General features: G+C 41.7%; 22 protein-coding genes. All 22 read right to left on the bottom strand.

Translation table 11 applies throughout. The features are described 5' to 3' along the window. Nucleotides 1–25: 25 nt before the first annotated feature. Nucleotides 26–460 (bottom strand): RicAFT regulatory complex protein RicA family protein, encoded by a 435-nt coding sequence (locus AA0Y26_RS05110; protein ID WP_413365707.1) that lies wholly within the window; start codon nt 458–460, stop codon nt 26–28. Next, entirely contained in the window at nt 460–1992 is a 1533-nt protein-coding gene (miaB, locus tag AA0Y26_RS05105; RefSeq protein WP_413365705.1) for a tRNA (N6-isopentenyl adenosine(37)-C2)-methylthiotransferase MiaB, read from the bottom strand. The genes AA0Y26_RS05110 and miaB overlap by 1 nt, the downstream gene beginning before the upstream one ends. A 69-nt stretch (nt 1993–2061) precedes the next feature. After that, nucleotides 2062–2406 carry a hypothetical protein gene (locus tag AA0Y26_RS05100; protein WP_413365703.1) on the bottom strand — a complete coding sequence of 115 codons (345 nt, stop codon included), beginning with the start codon at nt 2404–2406 and terminating at the stop codon, nt 2062–2064. 111 nt (nt 2407–2517) lie between these two features. Further along, nucleotides 2518–3456 (bottom strand): nuclease-related domain-containing protein, encoded by a 939-nt coding sequence (locus AA0Y26_RS05095; protein WP_413365701.1) that lies wholly within the window; start codon nt 3454–3456, stop codon nt 2518–2520. Nucleotides 3457–3802: 346 nt separating this feature from the next. Next, complete coding sequence (locus AA0Y26_RS05090; RefSeq protein ID WP_413365699.1) at nt 3803–5257, bottom strand: methyl-accepting chemotaxis protein; 1455 nt, start codon at nt 5255–5257, stop codon at nt 3803–3805. Nucleotides 5258–5492: 235 nt separating this feature from the next. Beyond that, nucleotides 5493–6359 (bottom strand): 2-oxoacid:ferredoxin oxidoreductase subunit beta, encoded by an 867-nt coding sequence (locus tag AA0Y26_RS05085; protein WP_413365697.1) that lies wholly within the window; start codon nt 6357–6359, stop codon nt 5493–5495. 2 nt (nt 6360–6361) lie between these two features. Further along, nucleotides 6362–8092: a 2-oxoacid:acceptor oxidoreductase subunit alpha gene (locus tag AA0Y26_RS05080; RefSeq protein WP_413365695.1), complete on the bottom strand. Its 1731-nt coding sequence runs from the start codon at nt 8090–8092 to the stop codon at nt 6362–6364. Nucleotides 8093–8418: 326 nt separating this feature from the next. Continuing rightward, nucleotides 8419–8685: a stage V sporulation protein S gene (locus tag AA0Y26_RS05075; protein WP_188225262.1), complete on the bottom strand. Its 267-nt coding sequence runs from the start codon at nt 8683–8685 to the stop codon at nt 8419–8421. Between the two features lie 133 nt (nt 8686–8818). After that, nucleotides 8819–9739 (bottom strand): ABC transporter ATP-binding protein, encoded by a 921-nt coding sequence (locus tag AA0Y26_RS05070; RefSeq protein ID WP_413365693.1) that lies wholly within the window; start codon nt 9737–9739, stop codon nt 8819–8821. 11 nt (nt 9740–9750) lie between these two features. After that, a complete protein-coding gene (locus AA0Y26_RS05065; RefSeq protein ID WP_413365691.1) occupies nt 9751–10554 on the bottom strand; it encodes an ABC transporter permease in 804 nt (267 codons plus the stop codon). Beyond that, complete coding sequence (locus tag AA0Y26_RS05060) at nt 10551–11828, bottom strand: nucleotide sugar dehydrogenase (RefSeq protein WP_413365688.1); 1278 nt, start codon at nt 11826–11828, stop codon at nt 10551–10553. Before AA0Y26_RS05060 ends, AA0Y26_RS05065 begins: the two co-directional genes overlap by 4 nt. A 13-nt stretch (nt 11829–11841) precedes the next feature. Continuing rightward, entirely contained in the window at nt 11842–13968 is a 2127-nt protein-coding gene (locus tag AA0Y26_RS05055; protein WP_413365686.1) for a DUF6270 domain-containing protein, read from the bottom strand. 30 nt (nt 13969–13998) lie between these two features. Then, nucleotides 13999–15021 (bottom strand): Two component regulator three Y domain-containing protein, encoded by a 1023-nt coding sequence (locus AA0Y26_RS05050; RefSeq protein ID WP_413365685.1) that lies wholly within the window; start codon nt 15019–15021, stop codon nt 13999–14001. After that, on the bottom strand, nt 15005–16015 hold the full coding sequence (locus AA0Y26_RS05045; protein ID WP_413365683.1) for a glycosyltransferase family 4 protein: 1011 nt from the start codon (nt 16013–16015) through the stop codon (nt 15005–15007). Before AA0Y26_RS05045 ends, AA0Y26_RS05050 begins: the two co-directional genes overlap by 17 nt. Nucleotides 16016–16022: 7 nt before the next feature. Next, nucleotides 16023–18125 (bottom strand): glycosyltransferase, encoded by a 2103-nt coding sequence (locus AA0Y26_RS05040; protein ID WP_413365681.1) that lies wholly within the window; start codon nt 18123–18125, stop codon nt 16023–16025. 5 nt (nt 18126–18130) lie between these two features. Continuing rightward, complete coding sequence (locus tag AA0Y26_RS05035; RefSeq protein WP_413365679.1) at nt 18131–19204, bottom strand: hypothetical protein; 1074 nt, start codon at nt 19202–19204, stop codon at nt 18131–18133. Continuing rightward, nucleotides 19185–20498, bottom strand: a complete 1314-nt coding sequence (locus tag AA0Y26_RS05030; RefSeq protein WP_413365677.1) for a glycosyltransferase — start codon at nt 20496–20498, stop codon at nt 19185–19187. Before AA0Y26_RS05030 ends, AA0Y26_RS05035 begins: the two co-directional genes overlap by 20 nt. 1 nt (nt 20499) lies before the next feature. After that, entirely contained in the window at nt 20500–21762 is a 1263-nt protein-coding gene (locus AA0Y26_RS05025) for a glycosyltransferase family 4 protein (RefSeq protein WP_413365675.1), read from the bottom strand. A 281-nt stretch (nt 21763–22043) separates the two neighbouring features. After that, nucleotides 22044–22841, bottom strand: a complete 798-nt coding sequence (locus AA0Y26_RS05020; RefSeq protein WP_413365673.1) for a hypothetical protein — start codon at nt 22839–22841, stop codon at nt 22044–22046. Nucleotides 22842–22931: 90 nt separating this feature from the next. Continuing rightward, nucleotides 22932–24212 (bottom strand): S-layer homology domain-containing protein, encoded by a 1281-nt coding sequence (locus AA0Y26_RS05015; protein ID WP_413365671.1) that lies wholly within the window; start codon nt 24210–24212, stop codon nt 22932–22934. 272 nt (nt 24213–24484) lie between these two features. Beyond that, a complete protein-coding gene (locus AA0Y26_RS05010) occupies nt 24485–25282 on the bottom strand; it encodes a TIGR00282 family metallophosphoesterase (RefSeq protein ID WP_413365669.1) in 798 nt (265 codons plus the stop codon). Nucleotides 25283–25426: 144 nt separating this feature from the next. After that, nucleotides 25427–26431 carry a UDP-glucose 4-epimerase GalE gene (gene galE, locus AA0Y26_RS05005; RefSeq protein ID WP_413365667.1) on the bottom strand — a complete coding sequence of 335 codons (1005 nt, stop codon included), beginning with the start codon at nt 26429–26431 and terminating at the stop codon, nt 25427–25429. Between the last annotated feature and the right edge of the window lie 147 nt (nt 26432–26578).

Below are 26578 nucleotides of genomic sequence, written 5' to 3'. Positions count from 1 at the left end.
CAGAATATATTACATTACTTCGAACTTATGAACAGCTGCCAGGCTGGCTGTTACGGACTTTGGAGCCTGTTTCGCCGCGCAGCTGGTCACCGCCTGTTGATTCGATGATTTCGTTCGTTACATTATTCGCAATAGCGTTAGAAACTAGTTGCAGCAATTCATTTACTTCTACTTGAGATTGCTTGAATTGTTGAACAACTGGTACTTGATCGATTTCTTCTTCGATATTAGCAATTTTGCCTTCAATCATTTTCAGCGCCTTCTCTTTGCCAAGGTGCTGGAAGTTGACAGCTTGCTTTTGTAATGTTTTTAATGATGCAATTTTTTCACGTACTTTTTGGTTTTCATTAATTTGCTCTTCTGCTTTTTTGAAGAATTCTACTTCTTCTGTGTTGGCAATCATATGCGCGATTTCTTTAGCTTTTGCTACGATTTCGTCTTTTGTATACACCTTTGTCATTATGCATGCACCTCTGTTTGTTTAACCACTTCCACGAATTCACCACGCAGGGAGTAAGATTTCGCTTCCATGATTTTTACTTTTACAATCTGACCAACTAACTCTTTTGGACCTGCGAAGTTTACGAGCTTATTGCGGCGGGTATAGCCAGCTAGCACGTCGTCTCGTTTTTTACTGCTGCCTTCAACTAATACTTCTACTACTTGGCCCTCATATTTTTTCAGGGCATTTGTCGAGAATTCTGCGACGACAGCATTCAGGCGCTGCAGACGCTCTTTTTTCACTTCTTCCGGTACATTGTCCACCATTTTAGCAGCCGGTGTACCTTCACGCGGTGAATAGATATATGTGAAGGCCATTTCAAAGCCTACTTCCCGGTAAAGATCGAGTGTTTCCTGGAATTGTTCTTCTGTCTCGTTCGGGTAGCCCACGATGATATCCGTCGATAGGGCTACATCAGGAATCGCTTCTTTGATTTTCTCTACGAGATTTAAGAAATGCTCACGCGTATATTTACGCGCCATAATTTTCAAAATGTCGTTTGAACCAGATTGCACTGGCAGATGAATATGCTCTACCAGATTGCCCTTTTTCGCCAACACTTCGATTAAGTGGTCGTCGAAATCGCGCGGATGTGATGTCGTGAAGCGAATGCGCGGGATATCAATTTTGCGCAGCTCATCCATTAAGTCACCAAGCCGGTAGTCGATATCCGTAAAGTCCTTACCATAGGCATTTACGTTTTGACCAAGCAGCATAATTTCCTTATAACCTTGTGCAGCTAGTTCACGCACTTCTTGTATGATTTCTTCCGGACGGCGTGACCGCTCCTTACCACGTGTATAAGGAACAATGCAATATGTACAGAATTTATCACAGCCGTACATAATGTTTACCCATGCCTTAATGGAGCCAATGCGTTTCTTCGGAAGGTTTTCAATGACGTCTCCTTCTTTTGACCAAACCTCGACAACCATTTCCTTTGACATGTATGCTTCTTTTAAAATATGCGGCAGACGATGGATATTGTGTGTCCCAAACACCATGTCCACATGCTGATATGTTTTTAAAATTTTATTTACAACCGATTCTTCCTGCGACATACAGCCACAAACACCGATTAGCATCTCAGGGTTCTTTCGTTTATATTTAACAAGGAAACCAAGCTCACCAAACACTTTATTTTCAGCGTTTTCACGAATTGCACATGTGTTCAGCAAAACAACGTCAGCTTCTTCAATGTGCTCAGTCGGTTTATACCCAAGCTGCATGAAAATACCAGCCATCACTTCTGTATCGTGTTCATTCATTTGGCAGCCATAAGTACGGATGTAAAATTTACGTCCTTGGCCCATACCTAGGAACTGTTCATCGATTGCAAAGTCTTTGTGGTACTTCACTTCTTCTTTCCCACGTTTTTTTGCATCTTTTAATGAAGGCGCTGTAAAGACGCGCTCAAAATATTTGCTGTAGTCTTTTTCCTGCTTTGGTTGATTTACCTGTTGACTAGCTAGTCGTTGTTCTTCATTCATCGACTAAAGCTCCTTTCATTCAAATACCCATTGAACTATTATAGCGAATAGTCCTCCTCCCCGACAAGCTTAGCGTATGAATTGTTGATAGCTGTCTGGGTCATTTGTGCGTAAAATTGTAAGAAATGTGACAGCAAGACGTACTACCTGTCCCCAATTCATATGATAGCATGCTTCAAACTCGAACTTCGGGAGGTTAATGACATCTCTAAAAAGCTGCTGCGGCTCAATTTGCTCTTCCTCCAGGTAAGCAAGAAATGCAAGGAACAGCTTATGATCTTCTACCTGTAAATGTTTCGTTTCAATTAATGCATCGAGTCTTTCATCAAGTGAATGCGCCTTCTGAAACAGCTTCTGGAGACGTACTTCTTCTTTTTCATTTTTATATTGCAAGAAATGTAGAATGTTTGTCATGGCCCATTCCTCTTTTTTATTTTCATATGAATTTCGCCAACTGATTGTTGAATTTCGCCAGCTTCATCCTTACTTTCGCCAAATCGGGGCATAATCTCGCCAAATAGTTACTTATTTTCGCCAAATATCTTCCGGAATGAGGTACCGCCTGGATTTTGTATTCCCTTCATAGTAAAAATCCGCTCTAACTAATAATTTATTAGCAGCATCCTTACTTGTAATAAAGAGAAAATCTCTCAACCCTTTGCTTGTAATCCATTCATCAACAAGCAAACGATAATCATGGAGCCCTTCGAAAAAGGCCTCACTTGAAGTATGACCGCATCTGCAGGCAAATTTCCCCCGTCTGTACTGCATTACTTCCCCGCACAAGCACAGAGCTCCTCGCTGAATTAACACTTTGCCGAATGGATGCTGCCATTTCTTTGGCTGATGATGTGCCAACAGTTCATTCCTTACTAACGATACCATACTTTCCAGAACTTGCACCGGATAAGTATTGTTCCATTCCTGCAGTTTGAAGCGCAGCCCTGCCAACTTAAATATATGAAATCTTTCAGGCATATTTTCTAAAATCGAAGAAGAACTTGTCATAATAATTGCAGACAAAACCGGAAGCTTCACACCAATACCATCAATCAGCTGCCTGATGAACATCTCATGCCGCTCCACCTGTGCAAACGGATCTGTCAGGCTCATCCTTTCTCCATTCTGCTCACGGAGAAATTGATGTGATCTTTCCTCATAAGTAAGGACCCCTGCTATATTTTTCAGCTCTACAATTAACACGAAGCGCGCCGTTACAAGAATCGTATCAATTTGATGAGTATACCCCCGGCTGCTTACTGCTTCAAACCCATGCAGTAAAGCGTAAGGTTCTGCTATATGTAAATCATCCCAATGATCATCTGCCCGCTGCTCACCCTCATACCCTCTCTCAGCCTTCCAAAGCAGTTCATCAAGCACTTTCCTTTGATGATCAGCCAGTATCGCTCTTCTTGCCAGCGCTTTCCCAACAACCAACATTGACGGCGGCTGCCTTTTCAGCATCTTCGTTCCTCCCTTTTTGGCTCATTATAAAAAGAAGGTAATGAAAAAGCTATAAAGTGCTTAAAAATTTCATTTTGAAACAATAGACATTAAAAACCCTCCTCCGTATTCAGAGAGTTCCCAAGTGAAGAAAAAGCTGGTTTGATTTGCCTTTACGTTTTATTAGGCAATTTTACAAAATAATGATTTACTTAGCCTGTCTTGAAAACGCTTGCCAGACAAGGCGTGCCGACGAGGGAAGACGCGAATAGAACCTAAGTTCATGAGCGCATGAGCGAGGCAAGCAACGCTGGATGAAAGCGTTTGTCAACAGGCTGAAACCCCCTCCGGATGGAGAGGGTTCCAATTACTGTGTCGTAAACCTGCTCACAGCATGGAGCAGAGATTGTGTGTTTTTAGAGATTGAGATAATTTGTGTATGAATATCTTCTGTCGCTGCTAGCTGTTCATTTACTCCTGAGGAAATAGCTGCAATCCGATTAGCGTTTTCATCCGTCCGTAATGTTATTTCATGGGAGGCAGTTGCTACGTTTTCTGTGTAAGTATAGACCGAGTCTACAATATGCGCTACCTGACGCAATTGTGGGGTAACGTCTTTTACCTGCGATGAGATACTTTCAAACTTAGCCGCCATTTGTTCGGTAGCAGCACTGCCGTCTGCGACACATTCCTGAGCCTCTTGCATTTTGAGTACAGCCTTTTCACAATGTTCCTGTATAGTACCAACCAATACAGACACCACTTTTGTCGCCTCAATCGAATGAGCGGCAAGCTTTTTCACCTCATTCGCCACGACGGCAAACCCCTTACCTTCCGTGCCTGCACGCGCAGCTTCAATTGATGCATTCAATGCGAGCAAGCTTGTCTGACTTGCGATCGATTCAATAAGGTCAACTGCCTGATGAATATCCCTTGATTTTTGCTGCAGTTCATCCATAACAGCGGTAGCATCATATGTTACCTGTTCTATTTGCTGAATAGCCCCTATATTTTGCGTGATCAGACGACTGCCAGATACCGATTCCTCATAGGTCTTCTCCATATTTCCCTCTACTTCACCAATCTGGTTTTTGATTTCCTCCATATGAATAACAACCTGCCGTACTGCTTCATTATTATCAATAAGCTGGGCTGCTGTTTCACTTACTGTCCGTGTCAGCTGCTCAGTATCAGCCGTAATATGTACTGCTGCCTTCGTTGTTTGCTTAGAAGACTCTTCCAGCTTCCCATTTGAAGCAGCGACCGAGTTTGCACTTGTCCCTACAACTGTAATAAGCTGCTGTAGATTGTGCATCATTTCGTTATAATAACGCATAACCTCTCCAAGCTCATCCTTGCCATTGTAGGTGGCAAAATGACCAAGCTTCCCTTGCTGCGTAAGCTTTAATAGTTTTTTGAGCTCCATTGCTGGTTGATGTACCGCCCTTGAGGCACTAATCGCAAAGCACATAACAAGGACTACCATTACCGCACACACACTTATAATAAGCCAGTAACCCCGCTTGACGTCTTTCTTATATTCGTTTACCTGTTTTTCGGCCCTCTCTAAAATGTAAGCCTCTACTTCCTCAGCAGCTGCATTGGCATTTTGAAAAAAGGCCATCTTTGAATCAAATTCAATAAGCTCATCTCCATGATAAAGTGCATTCAGGGAAAGAAGTTTTTCTTCGTACATCGCTTCCGTGCTGCGTTCCATCTTACGTAAATAATCCATACTGAATACGGCGAGCAGAATATTCGAAATGATGCAGACAAACATTAGTATGGTCAACCGGTCTTTCACTTTTATGTATTTTCGCAACGTATAAGCCCCCTTTGGCTTGAGCATAGCAGATGACTTTAAATACATTGCGAATCGGTTGTAAATTATATGTAAAAAATAGGTTTAAAAAGGAATTAGAAGGAAAATATACTGATGTCTATCTAGTTTCCTAGGAGGAGCCTTCTCTCTTTTACTGTAAAAGTAAAAACCCGCCAGGCTGACAAGCAGCATAGCGGGCCTTGATGATTCAAGTCTCTATAAATCAGAGCCTTGATTACATAAATTCTTTCACTAGTGTATCGAATTGGTCTTCGCTTAATGAGATATCAATATCTGTTAGCGGAAGCTCGGAGTAGCCTTCCACTTTTTCTTGATATGACTTTGTTTCTTGGTCGTGATAAACGATTCCTGTCACTAACCCTTCGTTCTGCATCACTGTTTGCATTGCAAGTTCACGGTTTGTGTTGTCATACCCTTCAATATCAGCAAGCTTCGTCAAGTTTTCCTTGAACCAGTCGTATGTGTTTACCTTATTGTACGTCACACATGGTGAGAATACGTTAATGAATGAGAAGCCTTTATGGTTAAGACCAGCTTCGATCATTGCCGTTAACTCTTTAATATCAGTAGAGAAGCCTTGTGCTACAAATGTAGCGCCTGCAGTAAGTGCGACTTCCAATGGTTTTAATGATGGCTCAATTGCCCCGCCTGGTGTTGATTTCGTAATGAAACCAGCAGCAGAACGTGGAGATGTTTGCCCTTTTGTCAGTCCGTAAATTTGGTTATCCATGACCACATACGTAATATCGATATTGCGGCGGATTGCATGGATAGTATGTCCCATCCCAATCGCAAAGCCGTCGCCGTCACCGCCGGAAGCAATAACTTTTAAATCACGGTTAGCCATTTTTAACCCTTGGGCAATTGGCAATGCACGGCCATGGATGCCATGGAAGCCGTAAGAGTTAATATAACCGGAGATACGTCCCGAACAGCCGATTCCTGAGATCACTGCCAGTTCATGTGGTTCGTAACCGACATTGGCTGCTGCACGCTGGATTGCTGCCTGTACGGAGAAGTCCCCGCATCCAGGGCACCAGTTCGGTTTTACACTGTTACGGAAATCTTTGAATGTAGCCATTATTAGATTTCCTCCTTCACTAGATTTGTTAATTCACGCGGCAAGAATGGTGTCCCGTCATATTTTAATACGTTGCGGATTTTACCGTGGCCGCCGATAGACATTTTCATGATGTTTGCTAATTGGCCTGTTGCGTTATTTTCCACAACGATGACCTTTTTCGCTTTATTTACTAACGCGCTCATTTCCTCCGCTGGGAATGGAGAGATCAGGCGGATTTGCGCGTGATTTGTTTTAATACCTTCTGCATTCAATGCATCCTGCACTTCTTCAAGTGCTCCACGAGTTGAGTTGAATCCTACAAGCAGTACATCTGCTTCATCATGCGGTGCGTTTACATGCACTGGATTGTCAAAGCGAAGGTGCTCCAGCTTGCGGAAACGCTTATCCATTTGTGTACGGCGATTTCCTGTCGCCTCAGACGGTTTCCCTTGTTCGTCATGCTCAACCCCTGTTACGTGGTGGATACCGCCAAGCTTGCCTGGCAGGACACGAGGCGAAATGCCGTCTTCTGTGTTTTCATAGCGTTTGAAGTATTCTTTAGACTCCGCATCTTCCGGAATGACTAGTTTACCACGGCGAACTTCAATTTTGCTGTAATCAAATGGATCCACAGATTGCTTACCAAGCGATAATTGTAAGTCTGTCAATAAAATAACCGGCAGTTGCAGCTCTTCAGCAATATTGAATGCCTGGATCGTATCATAAAACGCTTCTTCCATTGTCGATGGCGCGATAATCACCTTTGGAATTTCACCATGTGTTCCGTATACCATCGCCATTAAATCTGACTGCTCCTGCTTCGTTGGCAGACCTGTTGACGGACCGCCGCGCTGTGTATCGATAACAACAAGCGGCTGCTCTGTCATCCCTGATAGGCCGATTGCTTCCATCATAAGTGACAGACCCGGACCAGCTGATGCTGTAAAGGCACGAACACCGCCATAGTTTGAACCAATCGCCATTGTTGCTGCTGCGATTTCATCCTCTGTTTGGATAACTGCACCGCCAACAAGCGGCAGCTTTTTAATCATGTATTCCATAATTTCTGATGCTGGTGTGATTGGATAAGCTGCCATGAAGCGGACACCTGCTGCAAGTGCACCTAATGCCACTGCATCATTACCGATCATGAACATGCGGCGCTTGCCATCTGCTGGTGCAAGCTCCCATGAACCTGCACGCTCACCGACCTGCTCCGTAATAGCAATACGGCCACGCTCGATTGCCTGCATGTTTTTTGCAACAACTTCTTCTCCTTTACGGCCGAAGATATCCGTTACAACATTTTGGAACACGGCTTCACTCAAGTTCATCAATGCAGCAGTTGCACCAATCGCTACCATGTTTTTCATCAATGATGTTCCAAGCTCGGCTGCAATCTCCGTAAATGGAACCGCATAAAGCGATGCCTTGCAGTCTTCCGGGTTTTTCGGATCAAACTTCGCATCCGCCAAAATGATCCCGTTTTCCGTTAATTCCTTATAGTTCACATCGATTGTTTCTTGATCAAATGCTACTAAAATATCTAAATCATCCGCAATAAAGCGTACTTCTTCCGGACGTACAGTAATTTTGTTATTCGTATGGCCACCTTTGATACGAGAAGAGAAATGACGATAGCCGTATAAATGATATCCTAAACGGTTCATGGCCGTTGCAAAGATTTCACCCGTTGACTCAATCCCTTCACCTTGCTGCCCACCGACTTTCCATGAAAGCTGATGTAACATTTCAACATCTCCTTAAAAAACAATTTATATATGAATTTCCTTCATCAGTTTAACATGAACGGGTTGCCTGTACTATTGAAAATATCCGTTTCTACAAAAATTTCAGTCCTAAGTAGGAGGATTGAGCGAATGGCTTCCATTGTGTGAAAAACGAGGGTTCAGTATGTAATAGAATATAATTTTCCCTACTAGTTATAGCAGCAACATATAAAAAGGAAATACCAAAGAGGTTAGCAAAAGTTTGTTATGGCTGACAGCTCGTCTACTAATTTATTTGCCAAATAAAAAAAGCCGGCCGCCGAAGCAGCCAGCATACATTTAAATTTTTATCGACTTCGTTTTTCAACAACCAATTTTAATGCCGTGCGGTCCTCGCCTGCGATAGTAATATCCGCAAATGCCGGAGCACAAATTAAATCCGTTCCACTTGGTGCGACAAATCCGCGTGCTATTGCCACTGCTTTTACTGCTTGGTTTAATGCCCCTGCCCCGACTGCCTGCATCTCGACATACCCTTGCTCCCGAATAACAGCAACTAATGCACCTGCAACCGAATTTGGATTAGAGCGAGACGATACTTTTAATGAATCCACAACTATTCCTCCCCAATTAGCTTTATATACGGCTAACAAATTTGTTGTCCGATAGCATAATGTATGCGGTGGAAAAACGAAATAGACATGCTTTCACGAAAAAAATCGGCTGCCCTTCCCCTAGGAATCAGCATTAAACGTTCCACAACATCAGAAAAGCGGAGATAAGTGCTGTTACATACAAAGCGAATGCAATTGTATATTCAACCGCTTTTTTCCAGCCTCCGCCTTCTGGTTTTCGGTTTGGCTCCTTTTGCACGAACGGCTCATATTGCCGCTTCAGGCCTTCCTCCTTGAACTGCTTCTTCTCCTTAGTCGGCAGCGAATTGAACTCCTTCACATAACATGAATATTCATCGAGCACTGATGCCGCTTCACCAAATAGCCTCGCCTCACCATGTTCAAGCCACAATACCTTATCGCAGAAGTTTCTGACCTGACTTTCAGAATGACTGATGAAGAAGATCGTTTTTCCTTTCTCCTTGAACTCATTCATCTTATCAATACACTTCCGGTAAAACGTTTTATCCCCGACGGATAACGCTTCATCAACTATCAGGATATCCGGATTTGTATGGATCGAGATGGCGAACCCAAGCCTTGACTTCATTCCGCTCGAATAATTTTTTACCGGCTGATGGATGAAGTCGCCAATGTCTGCAAACTCAATGATGTCAGGCATCAGTTGGCGGATTTCCAGGTGACTGAGCCCGTGCATAAGACATTTCATTTTAATATTATCGATTCCGCTTAGTTGATTATTTAGTCCGACTGCAATAGCAATAAGAGAAGGCTCCCCATTAATGATCACCTCTCCTGTTGAGGGAGGGATAATTTGGGCAATCAAATTGGATAGGGTAGATTTCCCCGCTCCGTTCAACCCTACAACGCCTACTACTTCTCCTTCATACACTTCAAAGGAAATATGACGAAGTGCATGGAACTGCTTAGCCTTCTTCCCATTGAACAAAAACAACTCTTTTAGCTTATCAGACTGCTTATTATAGATTTTATATGATTTACTTACATCTTTAAAAATTACTTTCGGCTCCAATTCGAAACCTCCTACATCAAATCAACAAAGTGATTTCTGAATTTCACATGCAAACTGCTGGCTATAACAAGGATCAATAATGCTATACTCCAAAAATAAACTGTATAGGTCATATCCTCAAAAAACCATGTATCGCCTATGATCGATGCTCTTACCCCTTCAATAATGTAGAAGAAAGGATTTAGTTTCAGGACGACAATAAGGACTGCATTTAAATTCCCCATATTCCATAAAATCGGCAGAAGGAACATCATGAACCTAACAACCGACTGTACAAGAAGCTGAATATCTCGTGCAACAATGGATAATGTTGCAGTCAGCAGCGTTACACCGTAAACAAGTACCGCCATACATAGCAAATAATAAGGAAGCTGTACTATATAAATGCCTGAAAATGCACCGTTGACGACCACCAATATGATGCCGATTATCATCATGACGACGAAAGGAACAACATTATTGAGCATGGCGATCGTTGGCAGTATACTGACCGGAAATTTCATTTTGGAAACCATATTGATTTTACTTGATATACTTTTTGTCCCTTGATTCAATACGGGTGCTATGTACAACCAAGGAATCAGACCCGTGATCAGCCAAAGGAAAAAAGGGACGTCCCCCACTGGAGACCCTCCCCTGATTCCCAGTCCGAACACAAACCAATAGACGCTGATTTGCAATATAGGATTTAAAAACTGCCACAGCCCCCCTAAATAATGAGACTGGTAGCGGCTTTTAATATCATTTGCACTTACCCGGAAAATCAGGCTGAAGTGACTAACTTGCTCCTTTAAGACTGTAGATAAGGCAATCATTGCATTACTGGTTCCTTTTTCATCGCCTCGAATAGATTCCCATAGTTGTAATATTCAATACCTTCTTCTACGGAATGTACAATATTTTTTGTATCGAAAATCAGCTTGTCCTTCATCCCTGCCAGGTCGATGTTTGTAAATTGTTTGAATTCATTATGGTCTGCCAGGATCAGCACCAGATCCGAATTAGCGACTGCTGTAGTCAAGTCCCGCTCGACCCATGACTGGTTGACGTGTGGATCATATGCCCGCACATCGAGCTTTCCTTCAGCTCTTAACAAGTTATAAATATCCATAGCTGGACTTTCACGAATATCATCCACGTTTCCTTTGTATGTCAAACCAAATACTGTCACTATTTTCCCATCGCGGATTTCCATTAGCTCGTTCACCTTTTGTACAACATATTCGGGCATCGATACATTGATCTCACGGGACAGATTAATCAATTTCGCCGTTTCCGGTGCTTTTGCCACAATGAAGTATGGATCCACTGCAAGACAGTGTCCGCCGACACCCGGACCTGGGGTATGCAAGTTTACACGCGGATGCTTATTAGCCATCTCAATAACTTCCAGTGCATTAATTTCCAGTTCGTTACATACTTTTGCCAGTTCATTTGCCAGGGCAATATTTACATCACGGAATGTATTTTCCATAAGCTTGGACATCTCTGCTGTCTTTGCATTTGTTCGAATGATTTCACCCTTAACAAACGTCCCGTACACACGAACACCCGCCTCTGTACAAGCAGGAGTAATACCGCCGACGATACGGTTGTTGTAGATTAGTTCATGCAGGATTTGACCTGGCAATACACGCTCAGGACAGTGAACGAGGTAAATATCCTCCCCTGCAATAAAGCCTGCTTCTTCCACAAGCGGCTTAACAAAGTCATCCATACTGCGTGGACCGATTGTGGACTCCACAATAATGACATTGCCTTTCTCTACTAGCGGCAGCACTCGCTTTATCCCATCTAATACGTATGTGAGGTCGCATGATTTATATTGGTCGTCATTATTTGGAGTCGGGACAGAAATGATGAACGCATCTGCCTTTTCTGGTTCCATTGATGCCTTAAATTTATTGCTCGCAATCACTTCTTCTAAAGCATTCTGCAAACCTGGCTCCTCGATATGAATCCGACCGCTGTTCAATGAATCAATCACCGATTGCTTAATGTCGACTCCTACTACTTCCACCCCGTGTTTTGCAAACATGATGGAAGTTGGTAGTCCAATATATCCTAGTCCGATTGTACATAGTTTCATTGCGAAATCTCTCCTATACATTTACAGTTAATGTGTAATTTTTTTTGAGCGCACCTTTTTTTACAAAGACAACGCATTTTGCCGTTTCTACTTCTTCACGTTGGGTCACTGGGAACTGGAAATGGGTATTCCTGCTATACCATTCTTTATGAATTACCTGATCGTTAATGATGACATAGTACGCGTACGACGCATCCTGCAATGGTCTATTGACCTGTATATCCAGCTTGTCCTCGTTAAGCGAAACGGACGTATTATCCTCTAGATTTTTCAGCAGGTTCATAAATCTCTCTTCTTCCAACTCTCCGCTAATGAGTTCATATGATTTTTCAAACCGGTTATTAAATCGATCCCTCAATTGAATCGTCAGTATATACTCCGTCTTGTTAAAGACAAAAGAAAAACTCTTTTCAAATGTATCAAGCACTACCTGATCAGGCTGACCCTTACGAGTAATGCGGGCAGAGGTCATCCAACCATCCTTGCAGCTTATTTCAAACCGGGCAGATGAGCCGTTCAACTGTATGGATGATTGCTCTGTCATATCTTCCGGGCCTGTCATCAGGCGAAAGCTTGTGTCTTGAAAGTCTGGGTAGGCCTCAGCCCCTTCTACGTAGGACAGCCACCTTTCTGCCACCTCTTTTAAGCGCTCATCCTCTTCAATAGAACACAGAAGTGATAAATACTCAGCATTCAATAAATGGAAACCGGCACTGTATTCAGGCAGGCTGCCGTCATTCAATATATGGTGGAGATTTTCAGCTGTCATCCCACCCAACTCATAAAGGGGCAAGACCTTTACCATCTGTTCTTTTCCTTCATTGTACAACGAGGCGTATCGTGCATCTTTCGTATATTGCCAGACATCCTGCAGAGCAAATACTGCCATGACATTCGACGGCAGATCAAACAGCGGCTCTTGATAGTAAAGTGTTGTATACAGCTGTTTATCTTCCCGATTAGGAAGAGGCCGCTTTTGTGTGCAGAGCATTTCAGCTAATTGCCGTATTACTTCTCTGTGTTGGCGGCTCCCTGTTAGAAAATCATAGCGTACGAGCAAGGTGATAAGCATCCCCATTAAATAGGAAGAATTTCTGAAAAGATCCTCTTCTGTTTCATCTTCTATTTTACCTAGCAGCTCTGCTAGATTCGTATCGATCTCTTGAAAGTTTTCTGTTTTGCCAGATTGAACAGCTTCATTTAATAGAGCGAAAAGGCGCTGTAAAACCTTATTCGTTTCCTTAAATTTTGGTATACCCTCAAAATAGTCGCAGTCTCCTATGTCTGTTCCATGTTCCCCGGTAAAAATACTGCCATTCAATGTCGGTACTCGATTTCCTTCTGGCCGAATCACCGTGTTGAAGAATAGCTGCAGCTTCCTTCCATTGATTGTTTTTTCATAGATTGAAGAAGCCCATGTATCCGTTATTTCAGCGAGTTTTTGCAGAAGTCTATGATAATAGTGATCCTCGAAATGATAAGGGGCTAACCCCCACTTATGAGATGCACTTGCATAATAACGATTGTCCGTCATATCAATAAAAATGAACTCTGGGAAATGTTTCTCGACGAATCTATAATAGTTATCCAGTTCTTCATTTCGAAGCTCGATTTCTTCTACATTTGGAAATGCCTGAACAGCCCCATCTGTATCGAGATAATGATGTCTCCATTTCGTTTTGTGGATAATAATGTGGTTCCCAAAGTAACCTTTTAGTTTCTGGAAGAACTGCAGCGCATTTTCTTTCCATAACTTTTGCATGCTATCATCCAGCTTTTTGACAATCTGGCAGTCCTTCAGTTTATCAAGCACCTTCGATTTCACCAGTTCATTGGAACGAGTGATGTAGGAGTCTCCAACCTTCACTAAATTCAGCCGCTCCGAAATGAAATCAATTACTATATATTGGCCCCTCTTCTTTTCAAGCTCACTGAAAAAAGTTTTGGAGATGTCCCGCATCACACATCTTTTTTGGAAGCTTGATGACAAATCGATCAAGGAATGATCAATGTCGGCGGCTGTTGACATCGTACTAATGATGGAGGTGCGGGCGAAGTATTCGCTCAGTTCAAAGTTATTCGGGGCACATTCCAATACATCTCTTGTTGTACATCCGCCTAATATAGTTAAAGTAGTCATCTCTTCACACCCTTCTTGCCTTTTTTCAATTCAGCCATCGATCCCCTGGAATTGCCCAGAGGCGATTTCAACTTTGTATTCACTGGACTTTCGATACACAATTCGATTATCCGTGTCTTTAACAAACGATACGAAATGGTAACAACCGGATTCAACTGCTATAAAACGCAGTGTACCGCTATCTGTATACGGGAAGGTTTTCACCTTTTCCTTATCCTTGAAAATATACCAGGCATATTGGACTTCTCGATTGCTTTGTGTGCTGAGTAGGAATTCATGATGATCCTGCTCTACTATAAATGACGTAATTTCCAGTGGATCCTCCAAAAATGGAACGATTTCCTTCATTTTTGAAACAAGTAATTTTTGATAAAAGCTTACCTCTCCGTGGTTTGCAAACTCACCGACATCCAGCTCACATGAGAAGCCGCGCTGTTCCAAGTGTTCAATAAAGGGCAGGACATGTCCTTTGTAATGATGATCCCCGCGACCAACATGGATCATCATTTGCGGCACCTTTCTTGCTTTTCTCACAAGGTCGAATAAAAGATCATTACAAAACGCCACGTCTTCCTGCGATACACCTCCTGCTATGTACTCTAACGTCGGATATTCCCCGACATTATATAAATACCGCCCAAGATACGTCTGCGGCGCTGCCACAATTGCATGCCCGAATTCGTATTTGATGGAATAATACAAGGCGGCATATCCTCCCTTACTTGAACCACAGCAGATAATATTTTCATCCTTTATACTGTTGTCCGAAGCGATCTGCCGGATTAATACATAAACCGATTCCTCTACATCGAATACTCTGTTTTCCCCGAGATAGTAACAGCCTCTGCTGCCGTAGTCATCAAGAATATACAGCTTATTTACATCCGTATGCTGTAATGTGCGGATATAATTATAGGCTGGCGGTGTCCCGATTGGATTAAAGCCGGAAAACATGACAACCAAATGCTCGGTTTTCTTCCTGGAAGGGATAAATAAATATTTAACTTTCTGTTTGCCATTAAATATTTGTTCGTTTTTAAGTAATGCTTTCATGTATTTCACCCGCTGTCTTATTCGGATTTTGATCGTTCAGTACTTCTTCTATTTCCCTGCAGACGACCTCTAGACCATAATTTGAGGAAACAAAGTCTTTCAGCATATCTACATCGGCTAATTGGGTTTGCAAGATTGACTCTACTGCTTCATCATGGGTTTCAACAATAAACTGCTGCGGGAAGATCGTATTTACTCCTTCCCTTCTTAGTACTACTGGTAAGGCCCCTGAAGCCATCCCTTCTATCGGGGCCATATGGAAGCTTTCGTAATCACTGACTGAAAGAACATAGCCGATGTTTTGCAGCCATTCTGCTACATCCCCCCAGCCTTCAAATACTACATTCTTTTTATAATTCGACTTATCGATACGCTTAAAGATTGCTTCATAATACTCGCGCTGCTCGGTATTATCCCATACCCAGCCGAAATCCTTCGGGTGCTTGCCCTTGATAAACAGCTTATAGCGGGGATCCTTTGCGTAGAGCTTTTCAAAAATATCGATTGCCCGGTCCAGGCGTTTTAGCTTCGGTACGTAGCCAATGATGCCCAGGTGGAAACCTGCCTTCGCCTTTTTCGGTTTATTGAAACGTTCCGTATCTACAGCATTGAAAATAACTTTCATTTTTTCCCTTGGCACTTTAGCCACTCTATAAAACTCTTCAAATATATAAGGAGAAATCGCGATACACATATCAATTTTTGTGTAGTCGAACATTTTCACATACTTCGTATCCATTTCAAAACGGTGAAGACGCACGATGAGTTTCTGATGCTCTTTTTTTCTTTCCTGGTACCAAATAACATTACCAAGCCCCCATTCACAGAACAGGATATCTGCCCACTCTACAATCTCCAGGCTTCTTGCTTCACTATGTGCTTCATGGCCCTGCCATTCGTCCTTCTTCACCTCATACTCCGAATGCGCATCGAAATAGTCGATAATATGATTGATAAACTTCAAGTCATGTCCTATAAAAGCTATTTTTCTCATAATTCACCTATACCATCTTATATTGAATTTCCGCCTCAATCTCTTTTACACCGTGATAGTTTTCAATGAAGTTAAAACCATCGATGTTGAAAAATTGAGAGCCGTTTGTAAACCATTTACTGATTTCACAATCCTGAGACAAGCACTCCATTAACTCATTCGGATTTTTCGTAAAGAGTTGTTCTACCTTCAGAATCCCTTTATCGAGGTAGCCGCAAGTAGAGAATCTATACTGCTCACCGCCGGCCTTCATCACATGAGCGTCTGGTACATACTTTGTCGCCAGCATTAAATCCGTCAGGTAATTTTCTCCGTAATAATGTACTGGGTTAAAGAAGGCGATATATTTTGCCCCGACCATTTGCTCGATTGAATTGTAATGATGCATATAATCCAGCAGGAATGTGCTGATGTTTCCTTGATTATGTGTATTGAAAATTTCCAAATAGCCCGGGAAGATGTCAAGGAGGATAATGCATTTCTTATGGGCGTACATTTGTCGCCCATACTGTGCCATCAAGCTTTCATAATCGTCTCTTGACCTCACGATACCTATTACCGCTATATCTGCTTCAGCCTGCTTGTATTCAATCTTCATGAAATCCAGCATCTGTACGATTCGTTCTTCATACGTATGTTCCTGCAACACTTTGCGTAAGCCAAGCAACCTTGATTTCTCGTAATACTCACGGTCCTCAAAATAGTTTGAAATGCGTGTCTGAAGCTGATCGAAATCATTCGATGCGACAACGAGATCACCAAACATAGTTTCAATACCGAGTGATTTCGAGCTGACAACCGGTGTATTAGATGCCAGTATTTCAAATACACGTCTTGCGAACATCGTTGGTGAATCTACAATACTATTAACATTCAGGGCAATTTTATAGCCTTTATATGCGTAGTCAATTTCATCCCCGCGCAGTGTGCCAACGATATAATCCTTGAAGCGCTCAGGGAACTGGTTCGGTGACGCAGGATTATTGTAATTTCGGTCGAAGATTTCCAACCCGTATTTACCGGAAATTTCAATCATATTATTCATAACTTCTGTACGCTCAGGGAATTTGTCTCCATAATACGCTCCGGCAAATACGACCTTTTCCTTCCGGTCGTATTTTTCAATTGGGTTATGAAATTTCGGCTGTGCCGCGAACGGAAATACATCTACATTTCCACAGCCGTCTTTTTGATAGTGCTCGATGGATGTGGAATCCGTCGTAAATACGTAATCAAAATGCTTTGCCGTTTCGATGAATACGTCATAATGGAACGGATCTTCTTTATTCCAAAAAACCGTAGGGATATCATTATTTTTACACCATCTCACCAGCTCTAATAAATGCGAGTTATTCCGTGGTCCTTTTGTGCCAACCATGTTCTTCCAATGGCCATCATTGCCGACCCATGCAGATTCACAGAAGAACAGGTCGATGTTGTTAGCATTCAGCTCGCCCTTCCATTTGTACGGCTGCACTTTGATCAGATTAAATTCTGGTTCAAAGCTTCTCGTTGTAAATTCATCTCCGATAAAAATGACATTGAACTGTTTAATTTCTTTGTCGATTCTCTTCACCTTATTACTATTTGAATCACGGCTGACCGTATACAGGAACGGATTTTGGATATAGACATAGCCTTTTCCAGTCGTACGAACCCCAAACTTAATACCGGTCAATTTCTCCTTATTTGTCGCTTTCAGGTAATTGAAATTATCACCCAATAAGCGGTAGCTCTTCCGGTCTCCATCTTCATATAAAAGGATGAGATGGACTTCCGTATTTGTCTGCTCTTCTTGGTACATTTTAAATTTGATGGCTACTTCCTCATGCTCTTTCAAAACATTTTTGATTTGATCCAGCATGTCCAGATCAACGAAGTAGGAGTAGCCGAATGCTTTCTCTTCATAATTGCATTTAATAGCAATACCATTTTCTTCATTTGTAACTTGTACGTGCTCATTTCTGCTGAATTTATCCGCAGAAAATTGGAGATCCAGTACGCTTGATAGTTTACACCCGTCAAAGCTTGGATTAATAGTGTATAGCTGCTCGACCAATTTCTTTCTCAGCTCTTGAAATTCATGTTTTTTGTCTTCAATTAATTGCATCACTATTATCTCCTTTTGTTTTTAAGTCCCCAGTATTTCAATGTCAGCTTGCCTAGCTTTGAATTTTTTAACGCCTCATATCTTCCTTCTAATACCAGGTACCGCTCTTGAAGATCGTTGAACTTCCCGCTCATTTCTTCATATTTACTCTTGAAGTAACGATTCTCGTTCACAAGCAAAGTTGTCTCGTTTATATAGATATCCATTTCATCCACAATGCGCAGCTTATCAACAATTTGTTGTTCAACTTGTGCCTGCAGCTCTGTATGGTGTGCAGCAGCTGCTAAATATTTCGTCTCAAGCTCTTTATTTTGCTGCTTGAGCGCTTTCTCTATCTCTGCTTTCTTTTTTAACTGTTCCTGTAATTCCTTCATTTGCTGTGTCAAATTCACTTTTTCCTTCTGTAAGGATTCAATCTGTTCTGGGATAGACTGAATAAGCATATTTGTATCACTTGTCTTTTTAGCAAACTCACCTTTTAATGAATCAAGTTCACGATGAAGTGTGGAAATTTCCTTCAATACCTCCAGCTCAATTACTTTGGATTCGAGCTTTTGAGAAGGTAACTCTTCCTGTCTCTGTGCTGGACTAGCAGCGCCCAATTTCAAAAATACCTCTTCTTGATCCGCTTCAGAATAAAAGGAAGGGAAATATAATGTTTCATCAAGCAGCCCTTCGCTGTACTCATTAAAATTATTAGTACGGAAAACATTCAACAGGTCATCACTTGCCGATGGTGTGATGATTGGCTTTTGGAAGGGAATTAATTTATTTACGATTTTCATTAAGTTTTTTCTATTATTAATATAAAGAAAAAACACATCCGGCTCTTGCAGGTTTTTCTCTTCGATAATGCTTTGAATCGTAAAACTATTGGAGATGAAAGGAATGGAAATTTGTTCGCTGCACTCAAAATTATGGATAACACTTCGATTGCCGATTTTGAATAAGTAGATTAACTCATCCATACTGGCATTTTCCGTATGTGATTGTATATCCATGTCACTGAAAATATATTTAACGAGCGTTTTTTGTTCGCTGCCTTTATAGGTTTGTTTATCAATTGTTAACTGATACATTACTGTTTGCCTCCTCTAACTTGTCATAAAGTCCAATCAATATTTCCTTTTCTAGATCCCAATTGTACTTTTGTCTTGCGAGTATAGCGTTTCTGCTAAAGGTATCCCTTTTCTCACGGTTTTGCGCCAGCTCATTTACTGCCCAGGCAATTTCGGCCGGATTGTGGGAATCAATACAGAGACCGATTTCCTCCCCTTCTACGACCTTTTTGATTTCTGGAAAGCTGCAGGCAACTACTGGAACCCCCGCCATCATATATTCAAACAGCTTGTTGGACGATGCAGAATAATGGTTGAAGCACACATTGTTCAAAATCTGGAACCCTACATAAGCATTTGCTGTATAGGAGGGCAGATCTCGCAGCGGGACTTTCGGCAGAAACTTTACTCGTTCCTCGAGCCGCATTTCTCTTACTTTGTGCATGAGCTCTCCCTTTATCTTTCCATCTCCGATCAGTACAACAATTCCTTCCTTGATCAATGGGACAGCTTCAATCAATTTGTCTAAACCACGGCCCGTTTGAATACCTCCTTGGTAAAGGAGAATTTTTTCTTCGTTCCTCAAACCTAACAATTCATGTAAATTTACTATGTTTTTAGTCTCAATTACGGCCTTAAACGGATAATTATGAACGACATTCGGGTAAAAGCCGTATAACTCCTCGTTGTATTTAGCCCTTGTATGATTTTCAACAATCATCGCATCTGCCTTTTTAATAAAATACTTTTCTAACTGCGCATGCATTCGGCCATAGCCTGTCCGGCTCGTTTGTACTTCATGGGAATCATATACGAGCTTTTTTTGGCTAAACCTGAGTTTTGCACATGCAATGCCTTGCGGAAGCGTATTTAAATCATTGGCATGATAAATATCGTACTTTTTTTGTATCCCCCTTCTAATCATCCGAATGAGGATACAAAGATTGATGACGATTTTTTTCAGTTTCGTTTTGAGTAAGGCAAAACTGATAAGCGAGAGAGCAATTGTTAGCACCGGCCACAACCATACACAAGCCAACCAGCCAGCGAGCAGCAGCACAGCCAGCCATTTATTTTGCTTTAAGGTACGGATAGCTCCCTGCATCCATATCAGGAGATGAGGGTAACGACGTACTCTCGAAACCGTAAAACGTTCATTAATTCTTTCCTCAAAAGGCATTGATTTATTATTTGGATCATGGATACATATCAGGTCTACGTGATATCCTTCTTCAGATAAGGCGGTACATTCACGCATCACGCGCGCATCATTGGTAAAGTGATTCCACACGAACATACAAATTTTCTTTTCCATTTTAATTAACCTTACTATCAATATTTATCATTTCTTTTTTAGGTTCCAGCTTGCAGACTTTCTGCACTGCTTTTTCATCCTCAATTGCATCCATCAGTGTGCGTATATTCGACTCCCACAGGAAATCCCGGTGAATGACTTTTTGGTTGTTTAGGGCGATAGCCTCTGCCACATGTTGATGATTTTTAAGGTGGACAATAAATTGAACAATTTCCTCTACATTTCGTGATTCCGAAACGTAACCAATTCCCTTTTCCTCAATCAATGCCTTAATATGCCCTGAAGCACCTGCTGCAATCGGCAGTCCACAAGCGATATAGTCTATCAGCTTACCAGGCAGGACTGTATCAAAAACTTCCTCATCCTTCAGGCAAAGAACTCCAACATTATTTTGCTTAATCAAATTCAGGCATTCTTTTCTCGTCATTGCACGGATGAAATGAACATTATGAAGTTTATGTTCCTTGACGAATTGCTGAAATTCTCCTTTTTTCAGCCCAAACCCTACTACATTCAAACGAATTTCCTTTTTATAGAGAGCTTGTGAGAGTTGTTTGAGAAATTCAATGTCCTGAGCGAGCCCGATATTTCCTGAATATACAGCTGAGAATTCTCCTTTACGCTGCTCTTTAAAGACTAGCTCTTCTTTTCGAATGGAATTAGGTACAAAGTAAATAGGCTTGTCCTTTTTTAAATTGGCCGCAATATGACTGTAGAAGCCTTGGCTGTTGATGACGATGGAATCCGCTCTGTTGTACATGGACTTTTCCATCATTCTAAATAACGAAATAATCCATTTGTAATTAAAAACACCTACACCTCTTAAAGAATCCGGCCATAAATCCCGAACATCCAAAATCAATTTTGCCTTAAACCGGAATTTGGCCAAGATACCTACTACTCCAAGGAAAATCGGAGGACTTGTCACAAATACTGCGTCATATATGCTTTTCGAAAACAAAATCATCCAAATCATCCGGCACATCATCTCTAAATAATAAAGCAGCCGATTGAACATGTTCCTCGTATATTTCCGGTTCGCCACTTTCACTCTGTAAATCTGTTCATCCTCATTGAGTTCCCGGTCATGCCAAAATTGCTCTTCTGAATATAATTTTTTGTTCGGATAAGAAGCCTCCGTGGTCAATACATGGACTTCATACTCTTCATTTAAAAGCTGATAAATATTTTTAATCCGGTTGCCTGCGCTACCGATTTCGGGATAAAAATTTTGACTGATTACCAATAGACTTTTTTTGGACATTTTTTAGCCCCTTTACCTGTGAAAATGTTGTCGAACACTGAGGCAAGTTCTCCCACCTATTCCGGTCACCCCCTATTGGCTATTTCACTTTCGCAATCTTTCTCTCTGTGAATCATTGCTTTCCGTTTCTACCAGTCAATTTCCACCTTACACATCCACAACGGGATAGCACCTCGTTGGAAGTACAGCTAACTAACAGGAGAAACAGGGAGGATTCCCTTCCCTGCTTATTTTCACATTAGCAGCCGGTAGTAACGCAGTAGTATATTAAGCCCTATTACCTATCTCATTTCCGCTAACGCTCTTTTCATAAGGCTGGAACGCATCTCTTCTTTTGTCTGGTTATATTCATCACGGAAGCTTTGCGCCTCTGATTTATTAAATCCATTAGCCGCAAGTTCGGCTTCCAATGCTTTCATTAAGCCTTCAAAAGCTGCATCAGTTGAGGATTCTAGCGAGCCGGAAGATCCCATATATTTCGTGTAGAAGTATCCAGCACTAATCTTTTCGCCGTCAGCCTTTTTTTGAGCATATTCTTTTTTCGCAGCCTCAACTAGATTGTCCACCCGTGTCTCTGCCTGCTGCTGGAGTGAAACAAGTGTCCCTCTATACTTTTCCTTGATGGATTCAGCCGTTACCGGTTTAGGTTTGGCAGCTGGAGGAGTACTTGGCTGCGGATTTGCCGGTTTAGCAGATGCCGGTTCCTCCTTAACAGGTGCTTCTTCTTTTACAGCTTTATCAGCCTGTGTTTTTTCAGGCTGTGGGGCCGCACTTACCGAGCCTGCTGCTGGTTCTTGTGAAGCAGCATGAGCCGTAGGTACTTCTTTATTTGGCTTTCCCTCTGACTGCTCTGCTTCCCCAGCATTTGCTTCGTTCTTTTCTTCTATAATTGTCCCGTCACTCGCAACTTTCATAGTCGTTCCATCGGGTAATTCAATTTCATACCCTTCTTCTACTATTTGATCCACTTCTGCATCTGCTACATCATAGGTCTTGAATTTAAATTCATAGAGAATGTAGCCGCCACCGAGTAAAACAACAACACCAAGAGATAGTAAAAACCATTTGAGTATTTTCATATCTGTTAATTTCGCCTTCTTCCTGTCGTTTAAGGTGAAACACTCGAAAGGAAATCCCCTAAAGCATCTCTGCTTTAGGGAGGTACATCCTTACTCGATGTCAAGTGTATACGTTACACCGGCAACTGTAATCGTAATATTGTTATCATAGATTTCTCGAAGATCTGCCACAGTCGCTGCTGTTCCATTTACACGATGCGCTTCATCGATGAAACGGTCTGTATTTTCAATGACTGCTGTACGATTAATGTCCAAAGTTGCATCATCAAAGTAATCGCCGCGTGCAAATTCTTGTGAATGATCGCCTGCTGTTACTGTAATTGTTTCAAGATTGTCGAATAGCAGAGTTGCAGCCGGAATCGGCAGTCCTTCCAATAATTCGCCAAAAGTAATTCCATCCTGAGCTTCCCTTAAAATGGCACGAATTTCCGTTGTCTCTAAATCATCTGAATTGAATGAAACACGGATTGTGTTGTCTTCTAGTTCAAAGGTTGCCACACTCGCTGCTTGTTCTCCGTAACTTTCCAGTAAATTTTCGATTGCGACATCCAGAGCTTCTTCGATTTGTTCTTGATCAGGATTTGGGGGATTAGTAGGTGTACCTCCATCACCCGGTCCTGGATTTGGAGCTGGTGTGCCGCCTCCACCTGGTCCTGGATCCGGAGTCGGTGTACCGCCTCCTGTATCTGGATCTGGGTTAGTACCAACATCCGGATCTACTCCTGTATCTGGATTTTCTCCATCTGTATTTTTAGCTGCTTCTTCCGCGCGAATAACGAATGAGGCAAACTGGCCGCGCTTCACCGAGGTAAACGGGCTGTATGTATCTGCCGTTGTTCCCGTCGTTACACCATTAGCGTAAAGTGTTTCAATATAATCGATAAAGCTTCCTGCTCCTGTAACATCTTTAAACGGTGTTTCCTTTGACCCCGTCAGCTTAAAAGCTTCTACAATAATCTTTGCAATTTGACCGCGTGTAATAGGAGAGTGCTGTCCATATGAACCATCTGGAAGTCCTGAAATAATTCCTTCAGCCTTCAATGCAGCGATAGCTCCGTAGTATTCATCTGTTTTTTTTACATCGGTAAATCCTGGATCAGTAATGTTTTCTGTATCCAATTCTAGTATGTTCGCAATAATTTTTGCTGCCTGTCCTCTCGTTAAAGCGTTCGCCCATCTGAAAGTACCATCAGAATACCCTTTTACGATTCCGCGTTCAGCTAATTGATGGATAGCTTCTGCATGGCTGTTTGTACTTTTTACATCCTTGAACACTATTGCTGCTTCTGACTTTGTTGGAGCTACTGCAACGATTCCACTGGCAGCTACGGCTGAGGCGATTGCAATATTAAATACTTTTTGGTGTTTCATATTGTTCCCTCCATTTTTAGAAAATTTTAAATACACGCTAGAGTATAGCACTATAAAACGGGAAAGTTTAGCGCATTTTTGTTAAGAAAATATTACAAACATTACAATGGGCCTAAAAAATTAAAATTTATTATTTTATCCTCACAGGACAATTAGACTATATTACCCATTTTTCTAATGTACTAAATTGTAAACTACTGAATTTCACCCAACTTTTCTTTTCAATAAATAAGAAAAACGAGCCCATTTTTCATGAGCTCGTTTTGTATTTCTTAGCCTTTAAAAGGATTATCATCATTAATATAAATTCTTTCCTGACGCAGTGCTTTCCCTGTTTTATCATCTATTTCGACAAAAAAGCCGCTTAGGACATCTCGCCCTTTTTTCGGCACTTCAAATCTTGCAGGCATATTTGTTTGAAACTTGTAGATGACACTTTCCTTTGTCATGCCTAGTATTTCATCGTATGGGCCAGTCATCCCAACATCCGTAATATAAGCAGTGCCGCCAGGATAGATACGTGCGTCTGCTGTCTGCACATGTGTATGCGTGCCCACCACCACAGATGCCCGTCCATCTAAATGCCAGCCAAGAGCAATTTTTTCACTTGTTGCTTCAGCATGGAAATCGACAAACACAAGAGGAGATACTTTCTTTGCCTCCGCTACTAATTCGTCAGCCATTGCAAACGGGTCTTCATGCGGCGGTAAAAATACACGGCCGTGAAGATTAATGACACTCAATGTTACACCATTCTTTTGAATTTGTACCATACCTTTACCTGGTGCATCCTTTGAAAAGTTTGCCGGACGAATCAAATAATCTGCATCATCGATAAACTCAAAAATATCTTTGTTATCCCACGTATGGTTCCCCATCGTAATAACATCAACGCCCATCTGCAGCAAATCGTTGTAAATATTACGTGTAATTCCACGGCCTGCTGCTGCATTCTCTCCGTTTGCGATAACTACATCTACCGCATATTTCTTCTTTAGACGAGGCAAATACTTTTCAACTGCATCTCGGCCGATCGAGCCGACGATATCGCCAATAAATAATACTTTCATTTTTCCGACCACACTTTCTATCAAATACCCCTTATTTTAGCACTGTCTTGATTTATAAGGCAAATATGGCTGTGAATTGACCAAATAATATAAGCCATTTGATAATCGTCCTGCGATATCAAATGGCTATGTAAAAACCTTAAGCTATATTAATATATTTCGTTTTTCAAAATTCCATGCATCCCTGCACATATTTTCAATAGTCCGGTTTGCTTTCCACTGCAATTCACTCTCTGTTTTGTGCACATCTGCGTAAACAGAGGCTAGATCACCTGGACGGCGTTCAACAATTTGATAGGGTACCTTTATTCCATTTACCTGTTCAAAAGCACGGACTAATTGCAAGACACTTGTCCCTCTGCCTGTCCCCAAATTATAGATATGAGCTCCCCGTCTTGCATGCTCAAGCGCCGCTACATGTCCTTCTGCAACATCCATGACGTGGATGTAATCCCTTACCGCTGTACCATCTAGAGTCGGATAATCTCCTCCGAAAATTTTTAAGATTGGCAATTCACCTTTCGCAACTTTTGTAATATAAGGCATTAAGTTACTTGGAAGACTGGTAGGTGACTCACCAATGAGGCCGCTTTCATGAGCTCCTATTGGATTAAAGTACCGAAGAAGAGAGACCCTCAGCCAAGGATTGGCATATGCTACATCCTGTAAAATCCGTTCACATATAGCTTTTGTCTGCCCATACGGACTGCTCGCCGGCAAGAGCGAATCACTTTCCTTAAAGGGGCTCTTCCCATTTCCATAAACGGTTGCGGAGGAGCTGAAGATAAAACGCTCTATTTTGTAGTGCAGGCATTGCTTTACTAAATTTAATGTTCCTTGAATATTATTCATATAGTATTTGAGAGGATTCACAACAGACTCCTCTACTGCCTTATAACCTGCAAAATGAAGTATTCCATGAAAATGATATCTATTAAATAAATGTTCAACAGCCTGTTCATCACATAAGTCAAGCTGATGGAATACTATGCTATCTCCTATAACTTCCATTAAGCTATTCAATGTTTGTATCGTACTGGTCGTCAAATTATCAACGATGACTAGTCGTGCATTTGGAAACCGTTTACGTAGAGAAATATAAGTATGTGAACCAATAAAACCGATTCCACCCGCAATTAGAAAACCCACTTCCCCTCTCCTCGCCAAACATACTTAAAGTAGATGAAGTATTCATCTTTCGCATTATTCGTTTACGATGATAAGAATAGAAAAGCCGAAGATCATTCAGTGCTCGTTTGCCTGCTCTATTACTTTCTAAAACATAACTTTTACTAT

The organism is Lysinibacillus canaveralius (assembly GCF_047301505.1).
Lineage (GTDB): Bacteria > Bacillota > Bacilli > Bacillales_A > Planococcaceae > Lysinibacillus_B.
This window is presented reverse-complemented; position numbering and strand designations above follow the sequence as displayed.

What these genes read in the sequence shown, in the direction of transcription:
- AA0Y26_RS05045 (WP_413365683.1), bottom strand. Translation starts at nt 16,015, where the DNA reads ATGAGAAAAATAGCTTTTATAGGACATGACTTGAAGTTTATCAATCAT.
- AA0Y26_RS05100 (WP_413365703.1), bottom strand. Translation starts at nt 2,406, where the DNA reads ATGACAAACATTCTACATTTCTTGCAATATAAAAATGAAAAAGAAGAA.
- AA0Y26_RS05050 (WP_413365685.1), bottom strand. Translation starts at nt 15,021, where the DNA reads ATGAAAGCATTACTTAAAAACGAACAAATATTTAATGGCAAACAGAAA.
- AA0Y26_RS05015 (WP_413365671.1), bottom strand. Translation starts at nt 24,212, where the DNA reads ATGAAACACCAAAAAGTATTTAATATTGCAATCGCCTCAGCCGTAGCT.
- AA0Y26_RS05040 (WP_413365681.1), bottom strand. Translation starts at nt 18,125, where the DNA reads ATGCAATTAATTGAAGACAAAAAACATGAATTTCAAGAGCTGAGAAAG.
- AA0Y26_RS05060 (WP_413365688.1), bottom strand. Translation starts at nt 11,828, where the DNA reads ATGAAACTATGTACAATCGGACTAGGATATATTGGACTACCAACTTCC.
- AA0Y26_RS05010 (WP_413365669.1), bottom strand. Translation starts at nt 25,282, where the DNA reads ATGAAAGTATTATTTATTGGCGATATCGTCGGCTCGATCGGCCGAGAT.
- AA0Y26_RS05095 (WP_413365701.1), bottom strand. Translation starts at nt 3,456, where the DNA reads ATGCTGAAAAGGCAGCCGCCGTCAATGTTGGTTGTTGGGAAAGCGCTG.
- miaB (WP_413365705.1), bottom strand. Translation starts at nt 1,992, where the DNA reads ATGAATGAAGAACAACGACTAGCTAGTCAACAGGTAAATCAACCAAAG.
- AA0Y26_RS05055 (WP_413365686.1), bottom strand. Translation starts at nt 13,968, where the DNA reads ATGACTACTTTAACTATATTAGGCGGATGTACAACAAGAGATGTATTG.
- AA0Y26_RS05065 (WP_413365691.1), bottom strand. Translation starts at nt 10,554, where the DNA reads ATGATTGCCTTATCTACAGTCTTAAAGGAGCAAGTTAGTCACTTCAGC.
- AA0Y26_RS05035 (WP_413365679.1), bottom strand. Translation starts at nt 19,204, where the DNA reads ATGTATCAGTTAACAATTGATAAACAAACCTATAAAGGCAGCGAACAA.
- AA0Y26_RS05025 (WP_413365675.1), bottom strand. Translation starts at nt 21,762, where the DNA reads ATGTCCAAAAAAAGTCTATTGGTAATCAGTCAAAATTTTTATCCCGAA.
- AA0Y26_RS05085 (WP_413365697.1), bottom strand. Translation starts at nt 6,359, where the DNA reads ATGGCTACATTCAAAGATTTCCGTAACAGTGTAAAACCGAACTGGTGC.
- AA0Y26_RS05020 (WP_413365673.1), bottom strand. Translation starts at nt 22,841, where the DNA reads ATGAAAATACTCAAATGGTTTTTACTATCTCTTGGTGTTGTTGTTTTA.
- AA0Y26_RS05030 (WP_413365677.1), bottom strand. Translation starts at nt 20,498, where the DNA reads ATGGAAAAGAAAATTTGTATGTTCGTGTGGAATCACTTTACCAATGAT.
- AA0Y26_RS05110 (WP_413365707.1), bottom strand. Translation starts at nt 460, where the DNA reads ATGACAAAGGTGTATACAAAAGACGAAATCGTAGCAAAAGCTAAAGAA.
- AA0Y26_RS05080 (WP_413365695.1), bottom strand. Translation starts at nt 8,092, where the DNA reads ATGTTACATCAGCTTTCATGGAAAGTCGGTGGGCAGCAAGGTGAAGGG.